The 26,308-nt window shown below is 41.4% G+C and carries 30 protein-coding genes; 6 read left to right on the top strand and 24 right to left on the bottom strand.

Annotated elements, in window-relative coordinates; translation table 11 throughout:
* Positions 1–27 precede the first annotated feature (27 nt).
* From ACVHUV_RS12585 to ACVHUV_RS12560, 6 genes are all read right to left on the bottom strand, one after another.
* The gene (locus ACVHUV_RS12585) at positions 28–1,239 is read right to left on the bottom strand and encodes an ATP-grasp domain-containing protein (protein ID WP_462084794.1); all 1,212 of its coding nucleotides are present in this window, start codon (positions 1,237–1,239) and stop codon (positions 28–30) included.
* Between the two features lie 217 nt (positions 1,240–1,456).
* Positions 1,457–1,777: a hypothetical protein gene (locus ACVHUV_RS12580; RefSeq protein ID WP_462084793.1), complete on the bottom strand. Its 321-nt coding sequence runs from the start codon at positions 1,775–1,777 to the stop codon at positions 1,457–1,459.
* A complete protein-coding gene (locus ACVHUV_RS12575) occupies positions 1,777–2,202 on the bottom strand; it encodes an acyl-CoA thioesterase (RefSeq protein ID WP_462084792.1) in 426 nt (141 codons plus the stop codon). Before ACVHUV_RS12575 ends, ACVHUV_RS12580 begins: the two co-directional genes overlap by 1 nt.
* 178 nt (positions 2,203–2,380) lie before the next feature.
* Positions 2,381–5,095, bottom strand: coding sequence for an aconitate hydratase AcnA (gene acnA / locus ACVHUV_RS12570; protein ID WP_462084791.1), 2,715 nt, complete (start codon positions 5,093–5,095; stop codon positions 2,381–2,383).
* A 315-nt stretch (positions 5,096–5,410) separates the two neighbouring features.
* On the bottom strand, positions 5,411–6,715 hold the full coding sequence (locus tag ACVHUV_RS12565; protein ID WP_462084790.1) for a D-arabinono-1,4-lactone oxidase: 1,305 nt from the start codon (positions 6,713–6,715) through the stop codon (positions 5,411–5,413).
* Positions 6,712–7,884, bottom strand: coding sequence for a type III PLP-dependent enzyme domain-containing protein (locus tag ACVHUV_RS12560; protein WP_462084789.1), 1,173 nt, complete (start codon positions 7,882–7,884; stop codon positions 6,712–6,714). The genes ACVHUV_RS12565 and ACVHUV_RS12560 overlap by 4 nt, the downstream gene beginning before the upstream one ends.
* Positions 7,885–8,040: 156 nt before the next feature.
* Here ACVHUV_RS12560 and ACVHUV_RS12555 point away from each other — a divergent pair, with 156 nt between their 5' ends.
* Together ACVHUV_RS12555 and ACVHUV_RS12550 are read left to right on the top strand one after the other, a co-directional pair.
* Positions 8,041–8,586, top strand: a complete 546-nt coding sequence (locus ACVHUV_RS12555; protein WP_371391376.1) for a cysteine hydrolase family protein — start codon at positions 8,041–8,043, stop codon at positions 8,584–8,586.
* A 111-nt stretch (positions 8,587–8,697) separates the two neighbouring features.
* The gene (locus ACVHUV_RS12550) at positions 8,698–8,952 is read left to right on the top strand and encodes a GlsB/YeaQ/YmgE family stress response membrane protein (protein WP_317946142.1); all 255 of its coding nucleotides are present in this window, start codon (positions 8,698–8,700) and stop codon (positions 8,950–8,952) included.
* A 49-nt stretch (positions 8,953–9,001) separates the two neighbouring features.
* Here ACVHUV_RS12550 and ACVHUV_RS12545 read toward each other — a convergent pair whose 3' ends face one another.
* From ACVHUV_RS12545 to ACVHUV_RS12525, 5 genes are all read right to left on the bottom strand, one after another.
* Entirely contained in the window at positions 9,002–9,664 is a 663-nt protein-coding gene (locus ACVHUV_RS12545) for a lytic transglycosylase domain-containing protein (RefSeq protein WP_462084788.1), read from the bottom strand.
* A 25-nt stretch (positions 9,665–9,689) separates the two neighbouring features.
* A complete protein-coding gene (locus ACVHUV_RS12540) occupies positions 9,690–10,289 on the bottom strand; it encodes an SCO family protein (RefSeq protein WP_462084787.1) in 600 nt (199 codons plus the stop codon).
* Positions 10,290–10,397: 108 nt separating this feature from the next.
* Positions 10,398–10,526, bottom strand: coding sequence for a YvrJ family protein (locus ACVHUV_RS12535; protein WP_283732055.1), 129 nt, complete (start codon positions 10,524–10,526; stop codon positions 10,398–10,400).
* Positions 10,527–10,587: 61 nt separating this feature from the next.
* The gene (locus ACVHUV_RS12530) at positions 10,588–10,806 is read right to left on the bottom strand and encodes a DUF2922 domain-containing protein (RefSeq protein WP_462084786.1); all 219 of its coding nucleotides are present in this window, start codon (positions 10,804–10,806) and stop codon (positions 10,588–10,590) included.
* A 20-nt stretch (positions 10,807–10,826) separates the two neighbouring features.
* Positions 10,827–11,045, bottom strand: a complete 219-nt coding sequence (locus ACVHUV_RS12525; RefSeq protein WP_317946150.1) for a DUF1659 domain-containing protein — start codon at positions 11,043–11,045, stop codon at positions 10,827–10,829.
* A gap of 134 nt (positions 11,046–11,179) precedes the next feature.
* Here ACVHUV_RS12525 and ACVHUV_RS12520 point away from each other — a divergent pair, with 134 nt between their 5' ends.
* Positions 11,180–11,590 (top strand): DUF2621 domain-containing protein, encoded by a 411-nt coding sequence (locus tag ACVHUV_RS12520; RefSeq protein WP_317946162.1) that lies wholly within the window; start codon positions 11,180–11,182, stop codon positions 11,588–11,590.
* Between the two features lie 394 nt (positions 11,591–11,984).
* Entirely contained in the window at positions 11,985–12,353 is a 369-nt protein-coding gene (locus ACVHUV_RS12515) for a DUF4181 domain-containing protein (protein ID WP_462084785.1), read from the top strand.
* Between the two features lie 753 nt (positions 12,354–13,106).
* On the opposite strand, the gene ACVHUV_RS12510 is transcribed toward ACVHUV_RS12515, so the two are convergent.
* From ACVHUV_RS12510 to ACVHUV_RS12480, 7 genes are all read right to left on the bottom strand, one after another.
* Positions 13,107–13,619, bottom strand: coding sequence for a CcdC family protein (locus ACVHUV_RS12510; protein WP_462084784.1), 513 nt, complete (start codon positions 13,617–13,619; stop codon positions 13,107–13,109).
* On the bottom strand, positions 13,612–13,941 hold the full coding sequence (locus tag ACVHUV_RS12505) for a thioredoxin family protein (protein WP_462084783.1): 330 nt from the start codon (positions 13,939–13,941) through the stop codon (positions 13,612–13,614). The genes ACVHUV_RS12510 and ACVHUV_RS12505 overlap by 8 nt, the downstream gene beginning before the upstream one ends.
* A 64-nt stretch (positions 13,942–14,005) precedes the next feature.
* Positions 14,006–14,716 (bottom strand): cytochrome c biogenesis CcdA family protein, encoded by a 711-nt coding sequence (locus ACVHUV_RS12500; RefSeq protein ID WP_317946157.1) that lies wholly within the window; start codon positions 14,714–14,716, stop codon positions 14,006–14,008.
* 167 nt (positions 14,717–14,883) lie between these two features.
* Complete coding sequence (locus ACVHUV_RS12495; RefSeq protein ID WP_462086908.1) at positions 14,884–16,665, bottom strand: ABC transporter ATP-binding protein; 1,782 nt, start codon at positions 16,663–16,665, stop codon at positions 14,884–14,886.
* A gap of 5 nt (positions 16,666–16,670) precedes the next feature.
* Positions 16,671–18,425 (bottom strand): ABC transporter ATP-binding protein, encoded by a 1,755-nt coding sequence (locus ACVHUV_RS12490; RefSeq protein ID WP_462084782.1) that lies wholly within the window; start codon positions 18,423–18,425, stop codon positions 16,671–16,673.
* A 75-nt stretch (positions 18,426–18,500) separates the two neighbouring features.
* The gene (locus tag ACVHUV_RS12485) at positions 18,501–18,833 is read right to left on the bottom strand and encodes a YolD-like family protein (RefSeq protein WP_462084781.1); all 333 of its coding nucleotides are present in this window, start codon (positions 18,831–18,833) and stop codon (positions 18,501–18,503) included.
* Between the two features lie 37 nt (positions 18,834–18,870).
* The gene (locus ACVHUV_RS12480; RefSeq protein WP_462084780.1) at positions 18,871–19,026 is read right to left on the bottom strand and encodes a hypothetical protein; all 156 of its coding nucleotides are present in this window, start codon (positions 19,024–19,026) and stop codon (positions 18,871–18,873) included.
* 649 nt (positions 19,027–19,675) lie between these two features.
* Here ACVHUV_RS12480 and ACVHUV_RS12475 point away from each other — a divergent pair.
* On the top strand, positions 19,676–20,437 hold the full coding sequence (locus tag ACVHUV_RS12475) for an MFS transporter (RefSeq protein ID WP_462084779.1): 762 nt from the start codon (positions 19,676–19,678) through the stop codon (positions 20,435–20,437).
* Positions 20,421–20,870, top strand: a complete 450-nt coding sequence (locus tag ACVHUV_RS12470) for a hypothetical protein (RefSeq protein ID WP_462084778.1) — start codon at positions 20,421–20,423, stop codon at positions 20,868–20,870. The genes ACVHUV_RS12475 and ACVHUV_RS12470 overlap by 17 nt, the downstream gene beginning before the upstream one ends.
* Before the next feature lie 42 nt (positions 20,871–20,912).
* Here ACVHUV_RS12470 and ACVHUV_RS12465 read toward each other — a convergent pair whose 3' ends face one another.
* The 6 genes from ACVHUV_RS12465 to ACVHUV_RS12440 all read right to left on the bottom strand — a co-directional run bounded on the left by ACVHUV_RS12465 (position 20,913) and on the right by ACVHUV_RS12440 (position 26,238).
* A complete protein-coding gene (locus ACVHUV_RS12465; protein ID WP_371391369.1) occupies positions 20,913–22,166 on the bottom strand; it encodes a Y-family DNA polymerase in 1,254 nt (417 codons plus the stop codon).
* Positions 22,167–22,514: 348 nt separating this feature from the next.
* Positions 22,515–23,105, bottom strand: coding sequence for a hypothetical protein (locus tag ACVHUV_RS12460; RefSeq protein ID WP_462084777.1), 591 nt, complete (start codon positions 23,103–23,105; stop codon positions 22,515–22,517).
* Positions 23,106–23,345: 240 nt separating this feature from the next.
* Complete coding sequence (locus tag ACVHUV_RS12455; protein ID WP_462084776.1) at positions 23,346–23,780, bottom strand: SMI1/KNR4 family protein; 435 nt, start codon at positions 23,778–23,780, stop codon at positions 23,346–23,348.
* A gap of 56 nt (positions 23,781–23,836) precedes the next feature.
* Positions 23,837–24,739, bottom strand: a complete 903-nt coding sequence (locus ACVHUV_RS12450; protein WP_462084775.1) for an alpha/beta fold hydrolase — start codon at positions 24,737–24,739, stop codon at positions 23,837–23,839.
* A 73-nt stretch (positions 24,740–24,812) separates the two neighbouring features.
* Positions 24,813–25,514 carry a DUF1361 domain-containing protein gene (locus ACVHUV_RS12445; RefSeq protein ID WP_462084774.1) on the bottom strand — a complete coding sequence of 234 codons (702 nt, stop codon included), beginning with the start codon at positions 25,512–25,514 and terminating at the stop codon, positions 24,813–24,815.
* A 37-nt stretch (positions 25,515–25,551) separates the two neighbouring features.
* Positions 25,552–26,238 (bottom strand): HAD hydrolase-like protein, encoded by a 687-nt coding sequence (locus ACVHUV_RS12440; RefSeq protein WP_462084773.1) that lies wholly within the window; start codon positions 26,236–26,238, stop codon positions 25,552–25,554.
* Positions 26,239–26,308 lie beyond the last annotated feature (70 nt).

Below are 26,308 nucleotides of genomic sequence, written 5' to 3'. Positions count from 1 at the left end.
TATCCCTCCGCTTCTATGTATGGATGTTCAGTCGATCGGTTCCAAGTAAAACGTCAGTAAGTTTGCCGCATGTTCAGCACGATTTTTCGCTTCTTCTTGGGAATTCCCTTTCGCCATAACATATCCGTAGCGACAGCCCATCGACAAAGCAGGCATCATGAGGGAGCCAATTGCTGCAGATACGTGTACCTCAATCATTCCTGGTGTCGCTTTCGCTTGTTCTGCACCTTCCATTTGTAATAAATATCCAGTCTTTGCAAGCGTTATATACGATGTATAAACGGGTTGCATTTTCTTTTTGTGAAAATCCGGTTCTTCATCAATAAACAACTTAATCGTTTCCTCCACAATCGAAATACCAAACCCTTCTTCCACCATGCGGTTCATTGCCCCACCCGCTATTCTCGGATTTATTTCAATGAGTTTCCATCCCAGATCCGTATAGCGCATTTCTAAGTGGCAAGTACCGTGATGTAAACCAATAGCTCGAAGTATGTCTTCGACTGCTGTCAATAACTCATCATACATTTTCCGCTTGATCGACATACAAACTTCATAGCCGGTTACGACAAACGTCACGTCATGTGTTATTTGCTGTTGAATGATTGCAATAATGGTTGGAATTCCTTTGCATACAGCCAACTCGATAATGTATTGGGGCCCTTCGACATACTCTTCAAGAAGCCATTGTTCGTGGCTATTCATCGTCAATATATTATCGATTACCGCTTCCATTTGTTCTGCTGTTTCTATTATAAAGAGATCTTTTGAACCGTTAGATATAGCTTTTTTTAGTATTTGGGGAAAACTTCTCTCGGCTGTATAAAATGAAGGTTGGATTGCGGAAGGAATGAACGCTTCATAGGTAATAGAAGTAGCATTTGTTCGTAAAACGTTACGTGTCTCACATTTGTTTTCTAGGACCTTCAGTGCCTCTACGGAAATAGCGGATTGGCAAAATTCATTAGAAAGTGTAGCCGCCATTGAGACATACGGATCGACAAAGCTCATTATTGCACGGATCGTATAGCCTTGTTGCCGAAGTGCTTGAATCGTATTCCGAATCACGCGCTCATTTATATGATCTACACAGTAAATTTGAGTACTTTCATCAAACTGGCGTAAAAATTGCTTTTTACGAGTGAGTAGGACGGGTTTGAATCCTAATCGAGTAGCTGCCGCTAATGCTTCACAGCTTGAACCCGATCGCGCCGATTCGATAAATAAAATCGATTCCATCCAGGACAACAGCACCTTTCAGTTGGACATTCGCCTTTATGTAATCGTATGCGGCCCACCTTTTGAGCAATTAGGCGAATCACTCGGTTAGAATTGCGAACAACAGAAAAAAGCACAAAGGTCGCTCCCTTGTACTTTCATCTTCATGCTTGTTATTGTCATTTATAGCAATTCATTTATAAGTTAACGCAACTCAGTCATTCATTGAATCCATTTGTCAGTTTGTCTTTCGTGTTTCAAGCAAGTTGAAACGGTTAATTTGTTCCACAAGCCCTTCGTCCAGCAATACTTGAAGTTCTACTTTGCCAAACAAATCATAATGAGGAAATCCGGGTTTATGATCAATCCATTCAGGCTTCAATCCGTACGTCTTTCCCCATTTCTTTAGTCTTTCCACATTCGCACAACCTGCTTTTGTAACGGTTTTGCAACCTGGAAAACGATCATCTAGCCAGTAATGCGTTAGAAAAGCCATCTCGCCAGAACGAACCGCCAATTTCCATTGTTTCAATTCATCTCGATCGATGCCGAATGCCATTAGTCGGCCACCCGGCAAATTTCTACGTATTTTGCATCCCATGCAGGATCAATCTTTCGTAGCGAAACCGGTCTAAAACTCTCTTTTTTAACGAGAACATGCTCAGAAGTTGCCGTAGCAGCAACTGTTTTATCCTCATGTAAAATTTCGTAGCCATAGACAGTACGTAACTTCCCATGTGATTCCACCCATGTACGTACGGTAGCTGTCTGTCCATACTTCATAGCCGCCTTGTACTGGATCGACAAATCGATAACAGGAGAAAGATACCCTTCAGCTTCAAGCCCGGCATACGTGAATCCTAAATCTTTTATCAAATTCGTCCGTCCAATCTCCATCCACACTAAATAGTTGGCATGATAGACGACTCCCATTTGGTCGGTTTCTGCATATCTAATTTCAATCTCTTTTTCACTAACGAACACTTTCTTCACCTCAATAATCATTATACAAAAGAGAGAGGAGAAATGCTGTTCTTTTAACCTGTGTACGGGTCTGATTTCCGTTGCAAGTTAATCTTTGAATGATCAATAGACCAGCACTCTAATAATGCAAATATAAAAAAAAAGCACCCGATTGTTTCGGATGCCTTTTCTTAATAAATTAATTATTCTTCATTTTATCACGAAGAACCATTTGTAGGATTCCGCCGTGACGGTAGTAGTCTACTTCTACATCAGAATCGAAACGTGCAAGGACGTCGAATTCTTTAACAGAACCGTCTTTTGCAGTTGCCGTCACTTTTAGGATGTCACGTGGTTTTACGCCTTCCGCAATGTTTACGCTGATTTCTTCTTCACCTGTTAGGCCAAGTGATTCAGCGCTATCGCCATTCATGAACTGAAGTGGAAGAACACCCATCATGACTAGATTTGAACGGTGGATACGCTCGTAGCTTTCAGCGATGACTGTTTTGATGCCGAGTAAGGAAGTACCTTTTGCAGCCCAGTCACGTGAAGAGCCCATTCCGTAATCTTTACCAGTAATGATTGCAAGGCCTGTGCCGTCTTCTTGATACTTCATCGCAGCATCATAGATTGGCATGATTTCTTTTGTTGGCCAGTACGTTGTGAATCCACCTTCTGTACCTTTTGCAATTTGGTTACGGATACGGATGTTTGCGAATGTACCGCGCATCATGACTTCATGGTTACCACGACGGGAACCGTATGAGTTAAAGTAACGAGGCTCTACGCCGCGCTCACGCAAGTATTTTCCAGCTGGTGTATCTTTACCGATCGCACCTGCAGGAGAGATATGGTCCGTTGTAATGGAATCACCGAATTTACCGATGACGCGAAGTCCTGATAGCGCTTGGATATCCGCAGGCTCTTTCGAGAGTCCTTCAAAGAACGGTGGGTTTTGTATATATGTTGAGTTTTCATCGAAATCGTACAAGGAATCATCAGTTGTTTCGATTGCGTTCCATGCTTCGTTTTCAGTGAAAACACGTGCATATTCTTTACGGAAGAGTTCAGGTGTAACAGTCGCTTTAACGACTTCCTGTACTTCTTCAGTGGATGGCCAAATGTCTTTGAAGTACACATCTGTACCGTCTTTTGCTTTGCCGATTGGATCCTTCTCAAAATCGATATCGACTGTACCTGCAAGTGCATAGGCAACAACGAGTGGCGGTGATGCCAAGTAGTTTGCTTTCACAAGTGGGTGGATACGGCCTTCAAAGTTACGGTTACCAGATAGGACCGAAGACACGAGAAGGTCGTTATCGATAATCGTTTTCTCGATTTCAGGGAGCAATGGACCGGAGTTACCGATACATGTCGTACAGCCATAACCGACTGTATTGAAGCCGATTTGATCCAAGTATTCATTCAGACCGGAGTCTTTTAAATAACCTGTAACGACTTTTGAACCTGGTGCGAGTGAAGTTTTCACGTATGCAGGAGGTGTAAGTCCTTTTTCAACAGCTTTTCTCGCAACAAGTCCAGCACCTAACATAACGTATGGGTTGGATGTATTTGTACAAGACGTAATGGCAGCAATTGCAAGGTCACCTGTCTTCATACCAACCGTACGTCCATCTTCAAACTTGACAGTTGCTTTCTTGTCAAATTCTTTTGGCGTTAGGCCGAATCCTTGGTTGCCTTCAGGTGCTACAACGGAGTCTTTGAAAGAACGTTGTAAATCAGAAAGTGGAATCATATCTTGTGGACGTTTTGGACCTGCAAGATTTGCTTCAATTTTCGTAAGGTCGATTTCGAGAACTTCCGTATACGTCGGATCTTCATTGTCGACTGTGAAGAACATATCGTTTTCTTCAAGATATTTCTTGACGACTTGAATGTGCTCCTCGTCACGTCCTGTTAAACGCATGTAGTCAAGTGACTCTTCGTCTACCGGGAAGAAACCGCAAGTTGCGCCGTATTCAGGTGCCATATTGGCAATCGTTGCACGGTCTGCAAGTGGCAATTTAGATACACCTGGTCCGAAGAACTCAACAAATTTACCAACAACACCATGCGCACGTAATGTTTGCGTTACTTTCAACGCAAGGTCAGTAGCAGTTGTTCCGTTTGGAAGTTCCCCTACTAGTTTTACACCGATAACTTCTGGAATTGGGAAGTATGAAGGTTGACCAAGCATTCCTGCTTCTGCTTCAATACCACCAACACCCCATCCAAGTACACCGATCCCATTGATCATTGTCGTGTGGGAGTCAGTTCCAACGAGTGTATCTGGGTATGTTTCAAATGTACCATCTTCATTTTCAATCGCATGAACGACACTTGCAAGGTATTCCAAGTTTACTTGGTGAACGATACCTGTTGCAGGTGGTACTGCACGGTAGTTGTCATACGCTTTTTGTGCCCAGCTTAAGAATTGGTAACGTTCAGCATTCCGTTCAAACTCAAGTTCCATGTTCAGACGCAATGCATCATCGGAACCGTAACGGTCAACTTGTACGGAGTGGTCGATGACGAGGTCAACCGGGATTTCCGGGTTGATTTTGTCAGGGTTTCCACCCATTTTTGCCATTGCAGAACGAAGCGCTGCAAGGTCAACGACTACAGGTACACCTGTGAAGTCTTGTAGGATGACGCGTGATGGTTTGAATGGCACTTCTGCATCCTTATCCGCATCTTTGCCCCATTTTGCCAGGTTTTCAACATGATCATCTTTGATGACATAGCCGTCATATTGGCGTAAGACGGATTCAAGTAACACTTTTACTGAGTAAGGCAGTTTGGAAACATTCGCAATGCCTGCATCTTCAAGCGCTTTAATATGGTAATAGTTATACGTCTTACCATTGAGCTCAAACGATTTGCGGCTGTTATGCAAATTACTTTTAGCCATGTGTGTATTCCTCCCTTTATCTACTGAAAAGGCTGTAAATAAGCATCTTTTCTCTATTACATCATAATACAGCTACGTTCATAAGTAAAATACTTAAAAATTATAGTCTTTCATAAGAAAAAGTAATGACTTAGAAAATAGTTGTCGACAATGTAAGCTAGCTAGCGACAGCGGTCAATGAGTAGGCATTTTTCTCATTAAAGACGTTAACAATTCCGTAACCAGTCTTTTTCCCGTCATCCATCTTATAACCTATTTCTTCTATCTAAAACATCAATTCAGCTGATAATTTGCCGATTTTCTGGATTTTTTTGTTTACAAAAGGCCTTTCATATAGTCTGTAAGAAATATGCCTTGTGGATCACACTGTCTTCTTACGGCATGAAAGTGTTTAAGATGCGGATAAAGCTTTTTTGTATCGTTCGAAGTTAACGTGTTTAATTTCCCAAAATGGGGACGGCCACTGTATTTTTTCATAAGCGTGTCCACCCATTTAAAATACGGACCGTTGTCCATCCCTTTGTACATATGGAAAGCTAGATAAGCGACAGCTACTCCTTGCGTAGGGCTTAGAAAAGCGTCTTCACCCGCGCTCACCCGACATTCGATTGGAAAATGCACGTAAAATGGATGTGCTTTCAGGAAGTCATGCATCTCTTCCAGGCACGCTTCAAAGTCAACAAGTGGAATGGCGTATTCGCATTCTGTGAATTTTACAAGTCTGTTTGACGGAAACATTTCGTAGTAATAGCCGTCTTTACTACCCGTCGGAATGGTCGCGGCGGCAAATTTTGTCACCTTTCTTGAAAGGCGTGGCTTCACACGGACCATTTCAGACATCAGTTTAAAACCGACCGTTTCAATGACGCCATCTTTAATGAATTCAAGAGATTTAGATCGGAAGTTTTGCTTAGCCAATGGAATCATGTCCATTGATTTCACTTGTACGGTTTCAACACCCGGAAAGTAAAACCATTCAATATGCCGATGAGCTTCAAGTGCGTTTGTCCATGCAGCCTTTGCCTGTGTAAAAGACTTTTTTTCTGTTGTGACGGCTAGGCTGTAAAGCGGAACCGTTCGTATTGTCACTTTGACGAGGACACCTAAAAGCCCAAGTGAGATGCTTAACGCTTTCGATAAATCGTCATCCCCTCGACGGTGGTGTCGAATTTGACCGTTTCCGTCCACCCAAGTCCAAGCGACGACTTGATTGGAGAGGGATGCTAAGTATTTACCAGTTCCGTGTGTGCCTGTACTAATTGCTCCACCAATCGTCTGTTCTTGTATGTCCCCCATATTTTCAAAAGCCATATTGGCCGATGCTAACAGCGGTGCCGCTTCATATAAATATGTACCCGCCCAAAACGTCGCTTCCATCAAGGAACGATCGACCGCAATGAGTCCTCTCATTTCTTCCAAAGAGAGTGCTTCTTCGTCAGGTTTGGCAACCGCACTAAATGAATTGCTGGCTCCTACGACCTTTAACGTTTTTCCGCGAATTCTGCAACTGTCAATGATTTGTTGCACTTCTTCAATTGTTTGTGGGTAATGAAAGCTTTCAGGATGTGCAGAAAGATTTTCAGCCCAATTTTGCCAATACTCCCGTTTGCCACGCATCATATGAAGCATCTCCCCTCACCTCTGTACGTTTTAAATGTTTTTACGTATCGATCACCTCGTCGCGCATGAATTTCAGTGAAATGTTCACATAGTTCCCCTGCTTTTGCATGACGGAAAAATACCGTGTCGCCAATTTTCAACGTGCGGTCTTTATCATATAAAGGCGTTTGGACTTCCCCTGCTCCTTCATGTTTCAATAAAGTGAGGTTTGGCGGCCATAACGGAACTGGATTTTTATCCACACCGGTCGCGCCTGACGCTACATAGCCCCCGCCATGACAAACGACAATTTGCTCGCTCGGTTTCCGCGTCACACGCAATGCGTACGTCATCGCCGGTTCATAGGGTGTGTGGTCATATCTCGAAAATAATGCAGGATAAAAAAATGCGGAACCGATCGTCAATTCAGTCACTTCTTCTGCTTGACTAGTAAACTCGATACTTCCTGTGCCGCCTCCATTGACAAATTGGATGGAAGGACAAGACTTCGTCATTTCACGAACGACTTCTTGCCGGAATTGAGCCAATTTCTTTTTGGAGTGTTGCTTCAACATGCGGATGACAGGGGTCTGCCACTTTGAAGACGACTGATCTGTAACACCTGCAATTTGCGCTTCATAGCCCATAATGCCAACGATGTCTGTCCATTCGTATTCCTGCTGTTTCGTACATAAACGCATGACATTTTCTAGCGTGTGTAAAGAAGACCGTCTTGTTCCAAAATACATCCACTTGTATTCAGTAGACAGGTTGATGTCTAAGCAAATGTCCAAACGGACTTCGAATGCTTCTCCGATTTTATTCAAGTACGCAAGTTGTTCTTCACAATCAACCATAAAAACGACTTTTGAGCCATTTGCTATATAAGGAACTAACGAAGCAATTGCAGCTTTTTCAATTTGGGGATAGCCTATTAAAAAATTATCGAATCCTTTTTCAAGTAAAAACTGCGTCTCTTCACAATCAAATGTCATCCACCCCACATGATTGGTCAGTTTTTGGGCGATATAGTGAAGCAACTCCACAGAGCGAACAGATTTTGTTGCGATCCGGACTTGCTTCGTTTTTGAAAGCCTGTTGACCATGCCAATATTCCAATCCAACGCTTCCATGTCAAGACTTGCAAATGGTCGTTTCAATGATGCATATGATTTTAAAGCGTCGTGCACTTCTTCATCCCCTTATGAATCTATCTATAGTTTAAGTATATTCTGAACACATTTCACGTGCAATCGTTTGAACTTTTCTGATTGATGAATTACTGATATAGTTGTCTTTGTATGGCATGATAGGTATTGAAAGAATAAAAGGGAGTGTGGGAACTGTTGAAAAAAGCGTTGTTAGTGATTGATTATACGTATGATTTTGTTGCTGAAGATGGCGCATTAACTTGCGGACAACCTGGGATTGACCTGGAAGATTACATTACGAATCTAACGAAGGACTTTTTACATGACGGTAATTTAGTCATTATGCCAAATGACATTCATGAAGAGAATGACCCTTTTCATCCTGAGTCAAAATTATTTCCTCCTCATAACATTAAAGGGACCACTGGACGGAATCTATACGGAAAGCTTCATACATTGTATGAAGAACGAAAAGAAGAAATACTGTGGATGGACAAGACACGATATAGTGCATTTGCAGGTACACCTCTCGAAATTCAACTACGCGCACGTGGCATAAATGAATTGCACCTTGTGGGTGTTTGTACAGACATTTGCATTTTGCATACGGCTATTGATGCGTACAACAAAGGATTCAAACTCGTCATTCATGAAAAAGGTGTTGCGAGCTTTGATCCAGCTGGACATGACTGGGCGTTGCGTCATTTTGAGCAAACATTAGGGGCAACAATCGTCCGGTGATAAAAATCCTTTTTAGTAATTTTTTTTGCTGAAAATGTTTGAGGTATCAAATAATCGGATATTCAAATACTACGTAAGCAATTATCAATTACTAAAAGGAGATGAAGGAAAATGAGCTTTATTTGGTTCTTAATTATTGGAGGCGTTATCGGTTGGCTTGCAGGACTTATTTTAGGAAAAGATATCCCTGGTGGCATTATCGGTAATATCATTGCTGGTATCGTAGGTGCTTGGATTGGTGGCATGTTGCTCGGTTCATGGGGTCCTAAAGTATCGGACTTTTACATCTTACCAGCATTGTTAGGTGCGATTATTCTCGTGTTCGTTGTAAGCCTCATTATGAAGTCTATGCGTAAAGCGACATGAGGAGAATGAAAAAAGAGAGCACTAAGAGTTTTCTCTTAGTTGCTCTCTTTTATTCGTTTGCAAGCCGTTGACTTTCGAATTCATTAAAAAACCAAAGAACATCTTCTACATATTTATCACTATGATTGTAATGAAAAATCGCTTTTTCGATATCTCCATCAGCTGCACCACTTTTGGATAAATAATTGGCTGCACTGAAAATCGCATCTTCAATATCGTATGGATCTGCAATTCCATCCCCGTTCGCATCGACGCCGTAGCCACCATGCTGCTTAATGATTGCTGGATCGGTTTTATCTTTTTCCGGGATGTCACCTTTACCTAATCCACTGCAACCCGGATACGACCAACCGACAAATGTACAGGGCATGAACTGCATATGCCCTTCTGCCCCAGCTGGCGATAGTAAAGGATCCATCGTGGAAAAACGCGTTTCAATCCGATGATGTGCAGCGAGCAGTGTCCATGGGATGTTGTATTCTTCAGCAGCATCCTTGTAAATTGGAATGTACTCTTCAGGAATTGTCGTCCCTGTATGTCGGTCTTGGAACTCCAGCAATGTACTCGCCGATTTTTTGATGAGTTCAGGATGTTGCACACTTGTCCAAATGATGGCAGATAGCGTGAAGGTGGTCACAGCTATCGGCACTAACAAAATGATCATGAACAGTTTTGTCTTGTTCGAAATCTTCTTTTGATTACGTTTCTTCACTGCACCACCCTTTTCTATCCCCTACTCATGACTCGGAATCTTGTTTAATTAACGCCTTCATATCTTTAATGATTTGTTCATAAGGAACTTCTGTTGCCCCGTTATATGTTTTTACTGCAACACCATCTTTATTCACTAAGCTGAATGCAGTACCGTGGACGACTTGGTCTTCCCCTGGCGCTTTATTCACAAACGTTTTGAATGAACCAATCGCAAAGTTTTCAATTGCCTTTTGACTATATCCTGTCAACATTTCCCACTTACTTTGGTCAACTGGATCGAATGAGTCCAAGTACGTTTGTAAAGCTTCAGGAGTGTCCGTTTGAGGATCGATACTAAAAGAAACGATCTTATAATCTTCTACTCCTTCATCTTGGAGTTGCTGTTGAAGATCAGTCATATTGGCCATCATCGGCAAACAGACGGTTTCACAATTTGTGAAGACAAACTGCGCTAGCCAAACGGTTCCTTTCAAGCTCTCCAATGAAACTTTTTCATTGTGCTGATTCGTAAATTCAAACGGCTCGATTTTGTATTTATGATCTGCTTTAAACCCGCCGAATGAACATGCACTCAATAGAAGTATAATGGACATCATTGCTGAAAACACTATTTTTTTTCGCATCTACAAATTCCTCCACATCACTGTTTACTTTATCATAGAGGATAGGCGATTTACAAACAACCGCACTACCCTCTCCTTCTTGACGATTCATTGTCAGATCCGTGAAGTTTACTTCACTTTTAAAGAAACGAGCGCATTGTGGATTGCTTCGAGTTTTGTCTCAAGCCGGTGCAACAGGTAAAAGGATACAAAAATCGGAAACCCGATTTGCTGTATGAAAGTTAGCCATTGTTCCATCTTTACAACCTCCTTTTAAAATGCTAAAAGCTCCCCAGTACGGAACTGGAGAGCTAATCGGTTACGCTTGTACTAATTCAGTGACATTTCGCTCAATAATGCGCGCACTTTTGACCGCCGCAAATGGAGATCCATCGACTTCAAATGCACCTGCACTGATGATTTGTGCCATGGCCAATTCAACTTCAGTCGCTGTCAAACCTTCTTTCGGTTCGTCCACCGTCAGGGATGCTTGCTTACCCGCTGCTGTTGTGAAGTTTAGTTGTAATGTCTTTGCCATTGTTCATTCCTCCTTTTCCATTAGTTCATAATGTCAGCTGTTTCGACTTTTTCTGCTCCAATGAATGGGTAGGCAGAGAGTTGAGCCAATTGCGATAGCGCGTTGTACAGGCTATCTGCTGTTACATCTTCTACGATGTGGCGGTAGGACTTCGATTTACGAATCATCTTACCGTCTTCCGTCTGACCTCCGTCAAAGTACACTTTACCAACTGCGTGTCTAAATTCGAGTGTCGCCATTTGTCATCCCCTCCTTTCACACACTATATAGCTACGAAATGCAGAAAAGGATACATTGTTCGTGTAATTTCTTTTAATTGCTCTTATAATGGATAGTAGAATGGAAGAGGTGAAGACAGTTGCAAGATTGGTTTATGTGGTTCATCTTGTTTTGGTGCATTGTACTTGTAGGGTTATTCGGAATCGGCGGCTTTTTCATGTTCCGTAAGTTCCTGAAAGTGTTTCCGAAAGCAGATGGCAAATCGACACTTGATTGGGAAGAACATTACGTCAATGAATCCCTTCATCTTTGGAATGATGAAGCGAAAAGTATGTTGAACGAATTAGTCAGTCCCGTTCCGGAATTATTCCGTGACGTAGCTAAACAAAAAATTGCTGCCAAAATCGGCCAAATTGCTTTGGAAGATCGAGCAAACACAATTGGCTTTGATCATATTATCCGCGGGTACATCGTCGCCACACCAAAACGCGATCATAAATTTTTACGCAGGAAGTTGGATTCGATGGAAGTCGACCTGACGCCCTATGAGCATTTATTTAATTGAACGAAAAAGAATCCTCTTGTATAACGAACGGGTTCGGTACACAAGGAAAAACATTATATGACATAACATTTTGGGACACGATTCACATATGAATGAGTGTCCCTGTTTTTGTTGTACTACCAATGTATGGGCTGTTTCCATGAGAGAATTCGCACTATAACTAGAAGCGAATTAGCAATAGCACGTACATTTATGCGTCATAGCTAATTGCCTTGTTAAAACACTTGTTAAATTGCTGGATAGAATGGTTACCGTAAAAATACCTTATTTGGAACGAGTGAATATTCCGAAAATGATTAGAGGTTACGTGTTATAATAGATGAATCAACAAACGGCACAGGTTGAGCAACAAAGATAAGTAAGGGGTGTTACTACTAGTGGAGGGGGAGTGTAGATGTTTAAGTTCTATATTTTTATTGCTATCATATATGTTAGCAATTACTTGTTAACAAAATTCATAAGACAGAAATATAACATTATTGACCCGCGAAGAATTAGATATGTGAATGGTACACACAAATGGGTAGAAATATCTTTGGTTGTTTTAGCCGTCATTGTCTTTGTTCTTTTCTTGTTCAAGTTGAATTTGGTATGGCTCACTTTGTTCATTGCTATTTCTATTTTTGGAAAAATAATCCGAGCCATTTTTGAATATAAATACGAACGAGAAGAAAAAGAATTTATTATTACTCTTGTGGATTTAGGAATTTGGTGCGTATTCTCTGGTACATTACTGGTTTATTATATTAATACGATCAACTAACTGTCCTGATTGAGGAGTGAGAAAAACTATAACAAGAAAATATGGCAAATAAAAACGCACAATGTTTTACGTCTGTGCGTTTTTACTTGCTTTTTCTACTGATAATTGTTGTTTAAATCATATGCTAATTAGGTTACTAATTCAGTTGCGTTTACTCGTTTTCTCCCGATCAACCGCACCCGTTATTGTATAACGGAGGCCTCTTTTTTATGCTTTCACTTATACGAACGATATAAGTAGATAAAAAACTTAACTTATTGGATCATGGGGAAATTCATTTTTATTAAGTCTAACATGCGCTTAAAGTGATACTGTTGGTACATAGAGGTCTTCTAAATACCCGGAAGTGCTCAAAAACGAATATGACGGTAAATTAGGAGTGTTCTATCTGCCCGTGAGCCTCGATAAACAGAGCCCGCGGGCAATCAGAAGCGTTCTATATGCCCGTGAACTTTGATAAACAGAGACTGCGGGCAATTAGATGGGTCCTAATTACCCCGAAGTGCTCAAAAACGAAGATGATGGTCAATTAGGAGTGTCCTATCTGCCCGTGAGCCTCGATAAACAGAGTTGGCGGGCATTTAGAAGCGTTTTCATCCTACTTGACCCCTATAAAACGGTTTACTGAGTCAAATAAGAAGTACAACATTAGCTCTTACTTCTCGTACGATACTTGACCACAAGTATTCAATATGAGTTATCTCATTATCCGCTCATTCAAAATATTGATTACGAAATCATGTTACATTTCCTTTAATTCATTGCGGATGTTTTCGTATACTTCACTAACATCCCGATTCGCCATGGAAGAATCATGGCAAATGCTAAAATCCAAAACATCCCTGCCAGCTCTCCGACATCAATGGAACTGCTTAACACAAATTTAGCAATGAGCCGGATGATGAAGAAGGTTAAAAGAATAATGAGAAATACTTTCGATTTCTTGACATAGAGGTTGCCGTCTCGTTCTTCAAAATTTGTCGTTCTGATTAATATTGACGAAAAGATGAGTCCGATAAGAGAAGTCTCGATCACTTGTGCAAGCGGTACTCTGAATTCCTCAAATAAGAACATGAATGCACCGGTTGACATGAATAGTGGCGGTAAAATAATCCGTTTAGCATTAATCGGTCTTTCTGCCGCTTTTGCACGTACGAAAAACGCAAGTGTTCCCATAAAAAGAAAGACAAGTGTAGAGCCGACAATTAAGTAAATGGAAGGTATTTCATTGAAAACATAGTCGACGAACTGTTCAAGTTTAAACATCGTTCCGCTCCCACTCCGCAAGCTCATTCATACGATGCTTTAACTCTTCCATTTGAACAAACCGCGCGAACCGAGCTGTTTCTTTTCCTTCGTGGAATAAAAGAACGACAGGTGCTGTGAATAATGACAATTGCCCGGCCATTTCAGGAACAACTGCCACATTTACTTTGTAAAAAGGAAACGAATAATTGTCTTGCAGTGTTGCTACTTGGGGGTATAACCCTTCACATACAGAACAATGATCCGTCTTCACAAATAATAATAGCTGTTTTTCAGTTGCTGATACTTCCAACCATTGGCCAAAACTTCCGATTTCGTTCATCGGCTTTTCCTCCACTTCTATAAGACATGCCGTTAAGCTACATGCTTAACGGCATTAAACGTTATTAAAACCCTTGGAAATCCCCAAATATTGGGCTGAGTAAACTTGTAATGAATGTGATGCCGTCAAAGAACAGCAATAGACCGAACGCAATCATCACATAACCACCAATTTTCATGATCATAAGATTGTTTCTTCTGATCCAGCCCAGTCGTGTAATAAAAAATGACAAGACGAAGAATGGAATGGCAAAACCTAATACATACATCATCATATACAACATACTGGAACTTGGATTAGCAGCTGCTAGGCCGATGATTGCACCAATGATCGGTCCCATACACGGTTGCCAACCTGCTGAAAATGCAAGCCCGATTAAAGCTGTTCCTAAATAACCCGCCGGTCTGTTTTTAAACTGAAGTTTATGTTCTTTCATTAAGAACTTCGGCGTAAACAACCCGATAACCATTAAGCCGAATAAGACGATGAAAATTGCACCAATTTGTCTTAACAGATCTTTATACTGGATAAAGAAACTTCCTACAAAAGACGTACTGAAGCCCAAAAAGACGAATACGACTGAAAATCCAAGTAAAAAGAATACAGTGTGAAGCATCCCATTACGACTCATGCGTTTGGAATCCGACTTCAAGTCTTCAATGGACATTCCGGTAATGTAAGATATGAACGCCGGGTATAATGGCAGGACACATGGCGATATAAAACTGAGAAAGCCCGCTCCAAAAGCGAGGAAAATATTTAAATCTGTACCCATCATTCTCTCCCCTTTACGTAATCTTTCCTCATCGTATCAAATTCAACTGGAAAATACGCGATATTTGACTGTGAACAGTTTATGAACAAATTATTTGCGAGTTTCCTGTCCACAAAGAAAACCAGCCGTGTTCCACTCATTTCTTGAGTGAAAGGGCTGGTTTTTCATCAACTGACGTCGTCCATAATACCGTTTTGTAGTTGGTACATCATATAGTACAATCCCTTTTGAGAAAGTAACTGCTGATGCGTTCCACGTTCAACAATCTCTCCCTGATGCAACACGAGGATTAGTTCTGCATCTTGAATCGTACTTAACCGATGAGCAATTGCAATTGTCGTTCTTCCTTTTCTCATCTTCTCCAAGCTAGCTTGAATGGCGACTTCCGTTTCTGTATCAATATTTGCGGTCGCTTCATCTAGCACAAGGATTTTAGGATTGGTTGCAATTGTTCTTGCAAACGCGACGAGTTGTCTTTGTCCACTTGAGAACGTCGAACCCCGCTCCGTCACTTTTTGTGCATACTTATCTGGCAGCTTCTCGATGAATTCATTCGCATGAACGAACTCTGCTGCATGGCGAACTTCTGCGGAAGACATTCCTTGATGGTGCAACCTGATATTGCTTTCTATATCCCCATAAAAGAGGAATGGATCTTGAAGGACAAGGCCGATTTTCTTGCGCAGTTCCGGTTTCGGTAAGTCTTTCAATGACACACCATCAATGAGGATTTCGCCTTGATTGTATTCATAAAAGCGCATGAGTAAATTGATGATTGAACTTTTTCCACTACCCGTATGTCCGACAAGCGCGACAGTTTCCCCGGCATTCGCTGTAAAACTAATATTTTTCAGCACATCGTTTTTACCGTCATAAGAGAACGTCACGTTTTTAAATTCAATCGTTCCGTTTTGAATTGCCTTGTGTGACGTGTCTTGTTGTTCTGGCTCCATATCGGGATCATCCATTAGCTTGAACACACGCGATGCGGATACGAGTGCTTGTTGAAAGATGGACATTCTTTGCATAACTTGTTGCACAGGTTGGAATAATCGTCCAATCAACGTAGTAAATGCATAGATAACACCTACTTCTACAGCACTATCCAGTGATAGAAATCCAAAATAACCTAAGACAAAAACGATGGCTACCGCATAAAGTAAATCAATGAACGGTCCAAGCAAAATACTGTCAAACTTAATATTTCGCATACCTGCTTTATAATGCCCTTCATTGATATCATCAAATTCCTTCGCTAAACGCTGCTCCTGTCTGAACGCTTGAATCATGCCCATACCTGATAACGATTCTGCAATCTTTGCATTCAACTGACTGAGTCGTTCACGAATGTCCTGATAAAAGTCCGCACTGTATCGTCGATAAACAATGATGATCGCCATAAATAAAGGCAATAGCAGCATAGAGACAAATGTCAGTTTCACGTCAAGCGAAAACAGTGCGATGTAGACGCCGATAATGACAAAGAACGCTTGTAAAAACGTGACGACGACACTGACGAACATTTCCTTAATGGATTCGGTATCATTTGTTACACGTGACACGATGCTTCCTGCAGGTGTTTTGTCAAAATAACGCATTCCGAGACCCTGCACTTTTGTAAACACGTCAATCCGCATTTGCTGAATGACCTTCAAGGCAATGTCTTGGAAGCGTAACAATTGAAAGTACGTGACAACGACTATGAATACTTGGAGTCCGATATACGTTAGTGCGAGTGTCATTACTTCATTCTTTGGAAACTGTAACGGTGTTAAGTGATTATCAATGAATGATTGGATAATTAAGGGCCCCACAATACTTCCTGTAATGGTTAAGAGTAGGAAGAACAATGCGATAGAAATGCTTACCTTATGCGGAATGGCATAGCGCATTAATCGCTTAAACACGATCCATTGATCTTTTGCCGTCAATTTCGGTTGTTTTTCCATTTGCATCACTCTTCCCCTCCTTGCTCGACAAGTACTTCAAGCTGCTGCAAATCGTACATTTCTTTATACTTTCCATTAAGTGCAATCAACTCTTCATGGGTTCCTTCTTCCACGATCGTCCCTTCATCCATGACAATGATTTTGTGGGCATGTTGAATCGCACTAAGTCTGTGGGAAGTGATGACTGTCGTCTCTCCTGTACGTGTACGTTTTAACGATTCAAGAATCGCTTCTTCTGTTTTCGCGTCAACTGCCGATAATGAATCATCTAAAATGAGCAATTCTGGTTGCATGATGAGCGCTCTGGCAATTGACACCCGTTGTTTTTGACCGCCGGATAACGATACGCCACGTTCCCCTACGATTGTTTCATAGCCTTCCGTGAAACCGAGTATATCATCATGAATATGCGCGAGCCTTGCCGCGTCATAAATTTTTTCGCGGTCAATTTTAGGATTTGTGAAGGCGATATTTTCTGCGATCGTTGTTGAGAAAAGAAAGTGATCTTGCGGCACATAACCGATTGACTCGCGTAAACGCTGTTGCTTATACTGGTTAATCGGTTTTCCGCCATAAATGATTTTTCCTTTATAGCCTTCAAATTCTCTTAGCAACAATTTAAGGATAGCTGTCTTTCCTGAACCGGTCTTCCCTACGATACCAAGTGTCTCTCCCCGATTTAACGTGAAATGCACGTTTCGGAGTGCAGGAATTTTATCGTCAGGAAACGTAAATTCCTCAATATTAAAATGAAGATTTCCTTCTGGACGTTCATCGATTGCACCTGTTATGTCCTGGATATCAGGTGTAATGGATAGCAACTCCGTAATCCGACTATATGATGCGTTCCCGCGTTCTACAATATTAAACAGGAATCCGAAGGCGAGCATCGGCCATGTCAATAATCCAAGGTATGTACCAAAAGCGACCATATCTCCGATTGTCATTTGGTCTGCGATGATGAACTTTGTTCCAAAATAGAAAGACAAAATGTAGGAAAGCGCAAAAATACCCGTAATGGTCGGATCGAAAAGTGCATCCACTTTGGCAACTCGCATATTTTTTGCGACGACATCAGTCGATAAGTCTGTAAAATCGTCAATGTCTTCTTTTTGTTGCCCAAATGTTTTAATGACTTTAATGCCTGAAATACTTTCTTGCGTTTTATCGTTCAAGTTGGAAAACGCCTCTTGCGCAAATCGGAAACGGCGTCTCAACAATCGACCATAATAACTTGTCAAGAAGATCATGAGAGGGAATGGAATGAGAGCGATCAATGTCAATTTCCAATTGATGGTCAATGCCATCGTCAAAATGACAAATCCTCCTGTGGAAATTGAGTCAACTAATGTCAGAATCCCCATGCCCGCAGTTTGTTGAACCGCATTAATGTCATTTGTTGCATGAGCCATTAAGTCCCCTACACGTCTCTTTTGATAAAAAGACGGTGACATTCTTGTAAAATGATTGAACAACTTTTCCCGCATCGTCCTGGACAGCAAGACTGCAGAACCAAAAATCATGACACGCCAATAATAGCGTGACACATACATCAAAACCCCTGCGACCAACAAAACAATTAGCCATTTTGTCAGCTCACTCGCCGACAATGTCCCCTCAGTAATATCATCGACAATGAAACCGATGATCTTTGGAGGAAGCAGCTGCAGTAAAGAGACAAATACAAGCGCTGCGATTCCGAGCCCGTATTGTTTCTTCCGTTGTTTGAAAAACCAGCCAAGCTGAACTAGAACTTTCACAGTATTCCCCCTCTTTTCTCTATCTTTGAATAGTCTATCAAAAGTGTGAACAATAGAAAAGGTACGACACACAAATTATTCGGAATCTGAAATACTTTTTATATCGACAAATGGAATGCGATGTGCTACACCAGTTGGAGATTGAAGTTGCAGGACCCCTTCCAGCACATCTACTTTTTGAATGAAACCCGATGCACACACTACATCAGGCTCCCGCCAATAGTGGACAACAAGCTGCTCTTTCGTTTCGAGTGCTTCCTGTATGCGCAAATTCCATTCTTCGATTTGTTGCTCATCAGGCTGTCTCCTGACTTCATAGCCATCTTCCTTTTGCCATTCACGCAGTTGCTCCACATGTTCCGGCAACATCATCGCTGTCCATTTAATACGCCCGCGATCTCGGATCATTGCATCACGTCCTTTCTTGAGTTTGTATACTTTTGCCTTAATCTAATTGGTTTTCCGGCAACGAGTTGCTATAATGGAAGAACCATCCAATAAAACGAGGTGAATATGTAGGTCTCGATTTAACTACATTCATTTTGACGATCATCTTCGCTTTCGTCATCGGCTCCTTTCTTTTCTTTTTCATCGTGCGCAATGCGATAGACTCTTCACGACTGATGAAAAAAGTAGAGCAATTAGAGGCCGACATAGCTGAATTGAAACGGAATGAAACAACTAAAACGGATTGACTGTCAACCTTCTTACGAACCCCATCCTGTAACACTATTTAGCATGTAGGAAATGATCTTTTGTGTATGAAAAGTAACATGCGTATTGATTAACTAATAGTATTTAAGATTATACATTTCATCTTATATTTCCAATAACCAATGGATTTTCACTCATGCGGATGCTATCCTGGGTCAGCTACTCTTATTTCTGAAGTGCATGAACTATAAAGTGTCAACGCACGCTAGTTGGCTGGAGTGTAGGCGCCGAAGAGCAAAAATGTGCTCCCAACGCTACGCTTTTGCTCGCAAAATCCGTTCTACGTTACGGCTTTTCCTGCGGGGGAATAGCACGAATGGTGAGACCCCGGAGGAAGCGAAGCGGACGAGGAGGCTCACCCGTGCCCCGCGGAAAGCGTGCGCCGAAACGCAAGCCAACGAGTTCGACCAATTCTACTTATAAATGTTAATCAGCACACCTGGACCAGTACTTTGTTTTTAAAAATAAGGAGTGAAACGTGTGTAAAAACTGCCCTGTATTAATCAGATAACTACGATTGTAAAGGGGTAGTAAGAATGAACAGTCAGTCTTTCCGTCTTCTATGGATGAGCCAGGCATTGGCGAATTCCGGAGACATCATTTATATTGTCGGGCTCATCGCAGTGCTTTACCGTATTACTGAATCGCCTTTCATATTGGCTTTAGTCCCTTTCCTTACGATGATCGGCCGTTTCATTAGTGGATTGTTGTCACCGCTGTTATTAAACCGGTATCCGCTTAAGCAATTACTCGTCTATTCACAAGTTTTCAAAACGATTGCACTAGGCATCCTCGTTGTACTCGTTTTCCAGTCATTCAGCGTGCTGTCGATACTTGTTTTCGTATTCGTCATTGCCTTTTTGGATGGATGGGCCGCACCAGCAAGCCAAGCGATGGTGCCGCGTCTCGTCGCACCCCATGAACTTGTCAAAGCCAACAGCTTTTTCTCGATTGTTTACGAAACGGTCAATTTAGGTGGATGGGCGCTCGGCGGTTTATTTGTTGCGTTTGCAGGCGGACACTTTGTTTTACTGTGGACGGTTGCCGTCTATATCATCGCCACAGCGCTCCTTATGAAGCTCGTTGACCCGACCGTTTTCACAAAGCAAACGACAACTGTTCGGCGACGGAATGAGCTCGTTGAAGGATGGATGCTCATTGTAAAACGGCCGCTTTTTAGAAGTTTGCACGTCACTATTGCTTTTGAGGCAGTCGCCAGTGCGTCTGGATTGCGTCCATCCTTTATGTGTTTGTCACAGAAATTTTACGAGAAACCGAAGCATGGTGGGGGTATTTGAATACAGCATTTTTTGTCGGTATGCTCGTAGGCGGAATTTTCTTTTCCCGCTTTGCATCTGCAACAAAAAAGTTGCTGAAACGCATTTTGCTCATCTCGTCATTTGGCATTTGTGGCGTCACAATCCTTTTTGGTTTTACGCAGATCGGTTGGGTCGCCCTTGTGCTTGTCGGCTTAAGTGGTGTGTTCCAACAACTGAAGGGCATTGCTCGGATACGTATTTGCAGCAACATGCAACTGCTGATGAACTGCCTAAAGTGTACGCAGCGCAAAGTGCGCTCGTTTCCCTTTTGTTTGCAATCGGCTCAGTAGGGTTCGGTCTATTGGCCGAATTATGGGATGTGCGGATTACGTATTTGCTGTCAGGCGTATTACTATTGCTTGCATCTGTCCTTCTCTACAAACAACGCCGACATTTGCCTTCTATAAAGTAAAAGCGGAACTGTTCGGCTACTTGATGAGCCGGACAGTTTTTCTTATTTATAATGGCCGCCAATTAATTTCGATCGATGAATTGCTGTCCCTGCATCTGTGTAAGAGACTGCACGTAAGATTGCGGTAGACCCGTACTTCTTTCGCAAGGCATCCATCGTTTTCCCTAACTGACGATTGCGCCATTTATGTTCATCAAACAGACTGAGCTGCATCGTGTATTCATTCTCCAAATTGGAGAGACTGATCGCAATGCGCCTGACCGGTCGGCCGTCATGGAATTCATCGAGCAACTTCGTACACAATCGGTAAATCGCCATCGTGTCATTCGTCGCCTCAGGCAAGGAGCGAGAACGTCCGAAACCACCGCCAAGTGCGTTTTTGGAGTAGCCGATGGACAAGTGGACGGTTCGCCCTGCTTTCCTTGCTTCCCTCGCCCGCAGTGCGACATCTTCACACATTTCAAGCAGAACCGCAAGAATATCTGCCCGCTTCGTATAATCACGATACAAAATTTGCCCTTTCCCATAGCTGATTTGTCCCTCAAGGAGAGGTGCCCCCATATCGGACAAGTCAATGCCATGCGCGTGGTGATACAACTGATTACCCATGACACCGAACTTTTTTTCTAGGCGCTCCAGTGGTGTATGTGCCAAATCACCGACTGAAAAAATCCCCATCGTATTTAATGTTTTTTCTAATCGATTGCCGATTCCCCACATTCTGCTTAACGGTGCTACCGGCCATAACTTTGCAGGAACATCGGTATAGTGCCAACGGGCAAATCCCGTCTTTTTTGCATCCAAGTCTAACGCAAGCTTTGATAGCAACATATTCGGTCCCATGCCGCATGCTGAACGCAGCTGAAATTGTCCAAATAGCTCATCTTGTATGTGTCTCACAGTATCCTCTGCATTTCCCCATAAGCGCTCCGTTCCATCCAGGTCGATGAAACTCTCGTCGACAGAGTACACATGGATCGCCTCTTTAGGTACGTATCGATTTAAATGCTTCGCGATTTCCATCGATACGTCGATATAAAACTGCATTTTCGGTTCAATTAATCGAATGGAAGGATCATCAGGAATTTCATAGAGGCGCATGCCCGTCTGCACACCAAATTCCTTCTTTAGCGCAGGCGAAGCAGCTAAGACGACTCCCCCTTTTCGTTCTTTATTGCCAATAATAGCGATTGGCGTATCCATGACGTCCAATCCTTCCATGGCCGCTGCGCAACTTGCATAGAAACTCCGCATATCAAGGCAAACAACTTTTCGGTCCGGCAAATTTTCATACATGACGCATTCCTCCATAATAAAGAACACTTGTTCTTTATAGTATATACAGAACAAGCGTTCATATTCAATGGTTTTTATTGGGTAGTTGATTTGCAGGAGAATTTAGCTGTGCAAATAGAGGGGAATGGTAAGGAAGTTAAACAGAAAATACCGTCTGAAACACTAAAAACAAGAAATAAACAATCCATCCAACACCCGTGAAAATAACTAAAAACCTAATAATCCAAGGCCAACTCTGTTTGAACGAGGCAAGAAAACCTACATATAAAAACAATAGACCAATGAAAAAACTAACAAGCATTTCCAATTCACTCACATCTTTGCGTTATAATCTCCGTCGCCACATCATTAATCAATCCAATAAAAAATGGCATCCATCACTAAATAGTCTTTCGGCCTTCGATAGATCGTCGGGATAGTGGTTTGAAAAGTTAACGGGTGATGGATATGTTGTTCTTCTAACAAGTTGTAATCGAATTCAACTAAAGCTTGAATTAACGCTTGTGCCACTGTTTGAAATTGCTCTCCAACAGACAATCGTCGCGGGTCATCTAACAAAGTGCCATACGCCCCACCAACTAGTTCGTTCGTTTCCGTACAGAACGTTTTATATCTGTCGTCCTCACCCATGATGGCGACAGGGGCTAAACGACAAACATCAATAATGATTCCTTTTGTAATGAGCGTCCGACGATTCCCCTTCTCTTCAAAGAGAGTAGCATCTTCTTTTCGATAGCAAAAAAACTCGACAAAAGACGCATAACCACTACCAAAATGATTCCACTCCGCTTCACATACCAAGTTCGGAATACGGTTGATTCGATAAAATAGCCTGCGGATATGTGCTTCAATTTCTTCCTCGGAATAGGAATCATAGGGGAATTGCTGCCCAATAATTTTTCCATCGATTAGATTTTGTAATTGTTCATTCGTAAACATACAGGACACCTACCCTTTTCTTCATCAGAGATAAGTGAGTCATTATTCTCCATACTCTCTGCTCGTTCAATGAATTCAGAACACCGAGGATAACCAATTATCCCTTGTGAAAATTCGGTAACTCCATACAGTGTAGAAACTTTTGAAAACCAAAATACAGCAAACCATCTCTGACTCTGAATCGCACGCATATCGTTTAAAAACGTACATTAGCTAAAAGACGCTATTATGATTCCTCATTTACGTCGAAATTTCACCAGTAATCCAACCTTTTATAAACGTCTCCAAAGAGGAAGCGACCCACGTCCTGCTATCGTCTTCATGGTTCCATACGTAAATATCTTCCGTTTCAATACAGCCGTTTAGTATTCGATAGCCGAATAAATCACCACAACCGTTATCCGAAAAAAATAACAGATGATCAAACGGCATATACAAATCCTGATAGTCAGTGAAATTTCTAAAAAACGAATTATCCTTTACGATTTGAGTGGTCGACCATATTAAGGGGCAGCCAAATTGATCAAACACGCCATTTGTTTCACCGTATAATTGTACTAACTTCCTTGGTAATTCAACATGTAACACATCGGTAATGTGACTTATTTCAGCTATAGAATCTGGAGATTTGAATGCGTATTCTTTCGATATAGTGCCTATATATTCCTTCCACATCCACGCAACACATCCTTAACGAATTGGATTAAACTTTGGACGAATCCAGTTACGAATTATAAAAATCTAATGTTATTCATGCACTGAATTAGCACATCAGGCCTGTCTAAATAGATTAAGTGGCCTGATTGTTTCGCGAAAAATAAATGTGATTTGTTTGATAGACTTGCTTGCTCAATAATAAGTTCTTGCCATTTTTCTTCATACATCCGTAATTCCCACTCCGGCAAACCTTCATCTACTCCACGACTTATACAATATTCTTTATCTCTTCCGATAACGATTAAAGGAACGTCTGGAGAACTACTCAATCCTTTTATCTTTTCAGCATCACGTTTCCAATAGGTGATTTCTGAGCTCATAGCCTTGTATAGTGTTGGATTCACTTGAAATTCCAGTAATCTTTGCTGGATCTCAGTCGGAAATTGTTTTTGTTTTTCTGTTAATGTTGGATTAATAATTTCTCGTAACGCATCAGTCGTCATAGAAGAATAGAGTTGGTATTTTTCAATCCATGTCTCGTCTGTATTGTCCTCATCCAAAACCGGTAACTGCAATGTATCCAAAATGGCGAAATTAACAGAAGTCGAATCCACTAACACCAGCCCTCTTAGCAGCTCAGGATAAACCTTAGCAAAGTGTTGCGCACACAATCCGCCATAAGAATGTCCGACAAGAACAATGGGCTCTTGAATATCCAGTTGCTGCAACAACTCCTTCAACTCTTCAACAGTTGCTTCTGTAGTTCTGTTCTCATCCCTAAATTCGCTTAAACCTTGACCTGGTCTATGAAACAGTATGACTCGATTCGTTTTGCTTAGTTCCTCGGTGATTTCATACCAATCATCAAAAGAGCAACCTAATCCCGTGACGATAACAATCGGCGTACCGTTACTCCCTTTTTGATGTACTTCTAACAGTTTGTTGTTTATTATGATATTTCGACTAATGGTAATCACCCTTTTCCTAAGTCGGAACAGTCCATACCTTATGGATAGACGAATGACTCCTGATTGAGAAGCACGATCTTATTCACGCATATTCTCGATGTCCAGATTGCTTTCGAATTGTCCGATAAAGTAAATAGCTGCCCGCAACAAAGACTGTAAAAACACAGATAAATTGCAATGCAAATATGTCTACACCAATGATTTCTTTTATCAAAGCGATCGGATTAAAAAACAGATCCCAACTGTTGAATCGCAAAAACCTTCCAATGTACACTCCTAGCCCCGTAAGAACAGCTACGACAGTAAGCGCACAAAAACTAATGGCGACTGAATATTTCCTTCTCACGTTCCGTTCAAAAATATACAAAGACTCTAACCCTGCTACGATCGCAAAAAAGAAACCGAATCCAATCACAAACAATTTTGCCCAAACGATAATTTCGTTGCTGTATGCAACACTCGATTCCGACGAGTACCTTCCGACGTCTAGCATCCATAAAAATTTATCATTGGATATATGAATAAAGTCCGTTATAACATATACGGAATTTGGAAAAAACAATAACCAAAGAAGGAGCCAAAGGACAGATACACCAAGTTTTCTCTTTTTGATCGACATCTCAGCTTTTATGATGAATAACAGAGGCAATACAGCTAACAAGACATTCCACGATAACATCACATAAAGGAAACTACCATCCGCCAACAGCATGGCAAAACAAATCCCCCAATAGACAAACATGAACAATAGCAACCCTTTATAGTTCTCAATAAATTCTCCCATAGCCCCACCCGCATTCAGAAAGTTTTAGTATTTCTTGTTACGATAGAAAGTACCTTTTGCTATACTTCCCTTCATTCGAAGACAATATTTCTTTTAATTCCATCAAATCATCAATAACGTAATGCGCATGGGACAGTTCATCTTCTTTTGCATAGTCAAAATTACATCCTATAGATAGTAACCCATTATCTCTAGCTGCATTGAAATCCGATAGACGATCACCAACCACCGCCGCATTCGTTATTCCATATTGCTCTATAATACTCTTAACTAGATCAGATTTATTTAATGAGTCAATCTGTTGAATACTAAATATCTCTGTAATCCATTGATCCAGCTGGTAGTGACTTATGATTGCTTCTAGGTATACAGTTAACCCATTGCTTGCTATGTAGATGGCATAATGATTCTCATGTAAATAACTCAAAATTTCTTTCGTATTCGGATACAAGCTCCCATTGCCAGCACTTATGTTTTTCAGTAATTTTTCTAAAAAATACGAATCGATATATTCTCGATCTTTAGTGGAGTGATTCGGCAAAAGTGTTTCCCACACTTGCGGCAAAGGAGCTCCCATAATTTCCCGATATTGCTGGATAGGCGTTGGATCATCCCACTTATCCATAGAGCGCAAATGCTCAAACGTATCTTCAAGTGCGTATTCTAATATCAAATCTGTTTGAAAAAGCGTTCCGTCCATATCAAAAATAATCGACTTTGACATTCTATTCCTCCTTTATTTATAAACTGCAACTACATAGAAAACACTGAATGAAAAGTCATCGCATCTTAAG

The sequence above is a fragment of the Sporosarcina saromensis genome (assembly GCF_054901285.1).
This window is presented reverse-complemented; position numbering and strand designations above follow the sequence as displayed.

Excerpts from the sequence above, each read along its gene's own strand:
- ACVHUV_RS12585 (WP_462084794.1), bottom strand. The coding sequence starts at position 1,239 with ATGGAATCGATTTTATTTATCGAATCGGCGCGATCGGGTTCAAGCTGT.
- ACVHUV_RS12580 (WP_462084793.1), bottom strand. The coding sequence starts at position 1,777 with ATGGCATTCGGCATCGATCGAGATGAATTGAAACAATGGAAATTGGCG.
- acnA (WP_462084791.1), bottom strand. The coding sequence starts at position 5,095 with ATGGCTAAAAGTAATTTGCATAACAGCCGCAAATCGTTTGAGCTCAAT.
- ACVHUV_RS12565 (WP_462084790.1), bottom strand. The coding sequence starts at position 6,715 with ATGATGCGTGGCAAACGGGAGTATTGGCAAAATTGGGCTGAAAATCTT.
- ACVHUV_RS12550 (WP_317946142.1), top strand. The coding sequence starts at position 8,698 with ATGAGCTTTATTTGGTTCTTAATTATTGGAGGCGTTATCGGTTGGCTT.
- ACVHUV_RS12540 (WP_462084787.1), bottom strand. The coding sequence starts at position 10,289 with ATGCGAAAAAAAATAGTGTTTTCAGCAATGATGTCCATTATACTTCTA.
- ACVHUV_RS12535 (WP_283732055.1), bottom strand. The coding sequence starts at position 10,526 with ATGGAACAATGGCTAACTTTCATACAGCAAATCGGGTTTCCGATTTTT.
- ACVHUV_RS12530 (WP_462084786.1), bottom strand. The coding sequence starts at position 10,806 with ATGGCAAAGACATTACAACTAAACTTCACAACAGCAGCGGGTAAGCAA.
- ACVHUV_RS12525 (WP_317946150.1), bottom strand. The coding sequence starts at position 11,045 with ATGGCGACACTCGAATTTAGACACGCAGTTGGTAAAGTGTACTTTGAC.
- ACVHUV_RS12520 (WP_317946162.1), top strand. The coding sequence starts at position 11,180 with ATGTGGTTCATCTTGTTTTGGTGCATTGTACTTGTAGGGTTATTCGGA.
- ACVHUV_RS12515 (WP_462084785.1), top strand. The coding sequence starts at position 11,985 with ATGTTTAAGTTCTATATTTTTATTGCTATCATATATGTTAGCAATTAC.
- ACVHUV_RS12510 (WP_462084784.1), bottom strand. The coding sequence starts at position 13,619 with ATGTTTAAACTTGAACAGTTCGTCGACTATGTTTTCAATGAAATACCT.
- ACVHUV_RS12505 (WP_462084783.1), bottom strand. The coding sequence starts at position 13,941 with ATGAACGAAATCGGAAGTTTTGGCCAATGGTTGGAAGTATCAGCAACT.
- ACVHUV_RS12500 (WP_317946157.1), bottom strand. The coding sequence starts at position 14,716 with ATGGGTACAGATTTAAATATTTTCCTCGCTTTTGGAGCGGGCTTTCTC.
- ACVHUV_RS12495 (WP_462086908.1), bottom strand. The coding sequence starts at position 16,665 with ATGGAAAAACAACCGAAATTGACGGCAAAAGATCAATGGATCGTGTTT.
- ACVHUV_RS12485 (WP_462084781.1), bottom strand. The coding sequence starts at position 18,833 with ATGATCCGAGATCGCGGGCGTATTAAATGGACAGCGATGATGTTGCCG.
- ACVHUV_RS12475 (WP_462084779.1), top strand. The coding sequence starts at position 19,676 with ATGAACAGTCAGTCTTTCCGTCTTCTATGGATGAGCCAGGCATTGGCG.
- ACVHUV_RS12470 (WP_462084778.1), top strand. The coding sequence starts at position 20,421 with ATGGTGGGGGTATTTGAATACAGCATTTTTTGTCGGTATGCTCGTAGG.
- ACVHUV_RS12465 (WP_371391369.1), bottom strand. The coding sequence starts at position 22,166 with ATGTATGAAAATTTGCCGGACCGAAAAGTTGTTTGCCTTGATATGCGG.
- ACVHUV_RS12460 (WP_462084777.1), bottom strand. The coding sequence starts at position 23,105 with ATGTTTACGAATGAACAATTACAAAATCTAATCGATGGAAAAATTATT.
- ACVHUV_RS12455 (WP_462084776.1), bottom strand. The coding sequence starts at position 23,780 with ATGTGGAAGGAATATATAGGCACTATATCGAAAGAATACGCATTCAAA.
- ACVHUV_RS12445 (WP_462084774.1), bottom strand. The coding sequence starts at position 25,514 with ATGGGAGAATTTATTGAGAACTATAAAGGGTTGCTATTGTTCATGTTT.
- ACVHUV_RS12440 (WP_462084773.1), bottom strand. The coding sequence starts at position 26,238 with ATGTCAAAGTCGATTATTTTTGATATGGACGGAACGCTTTTTCAAACA.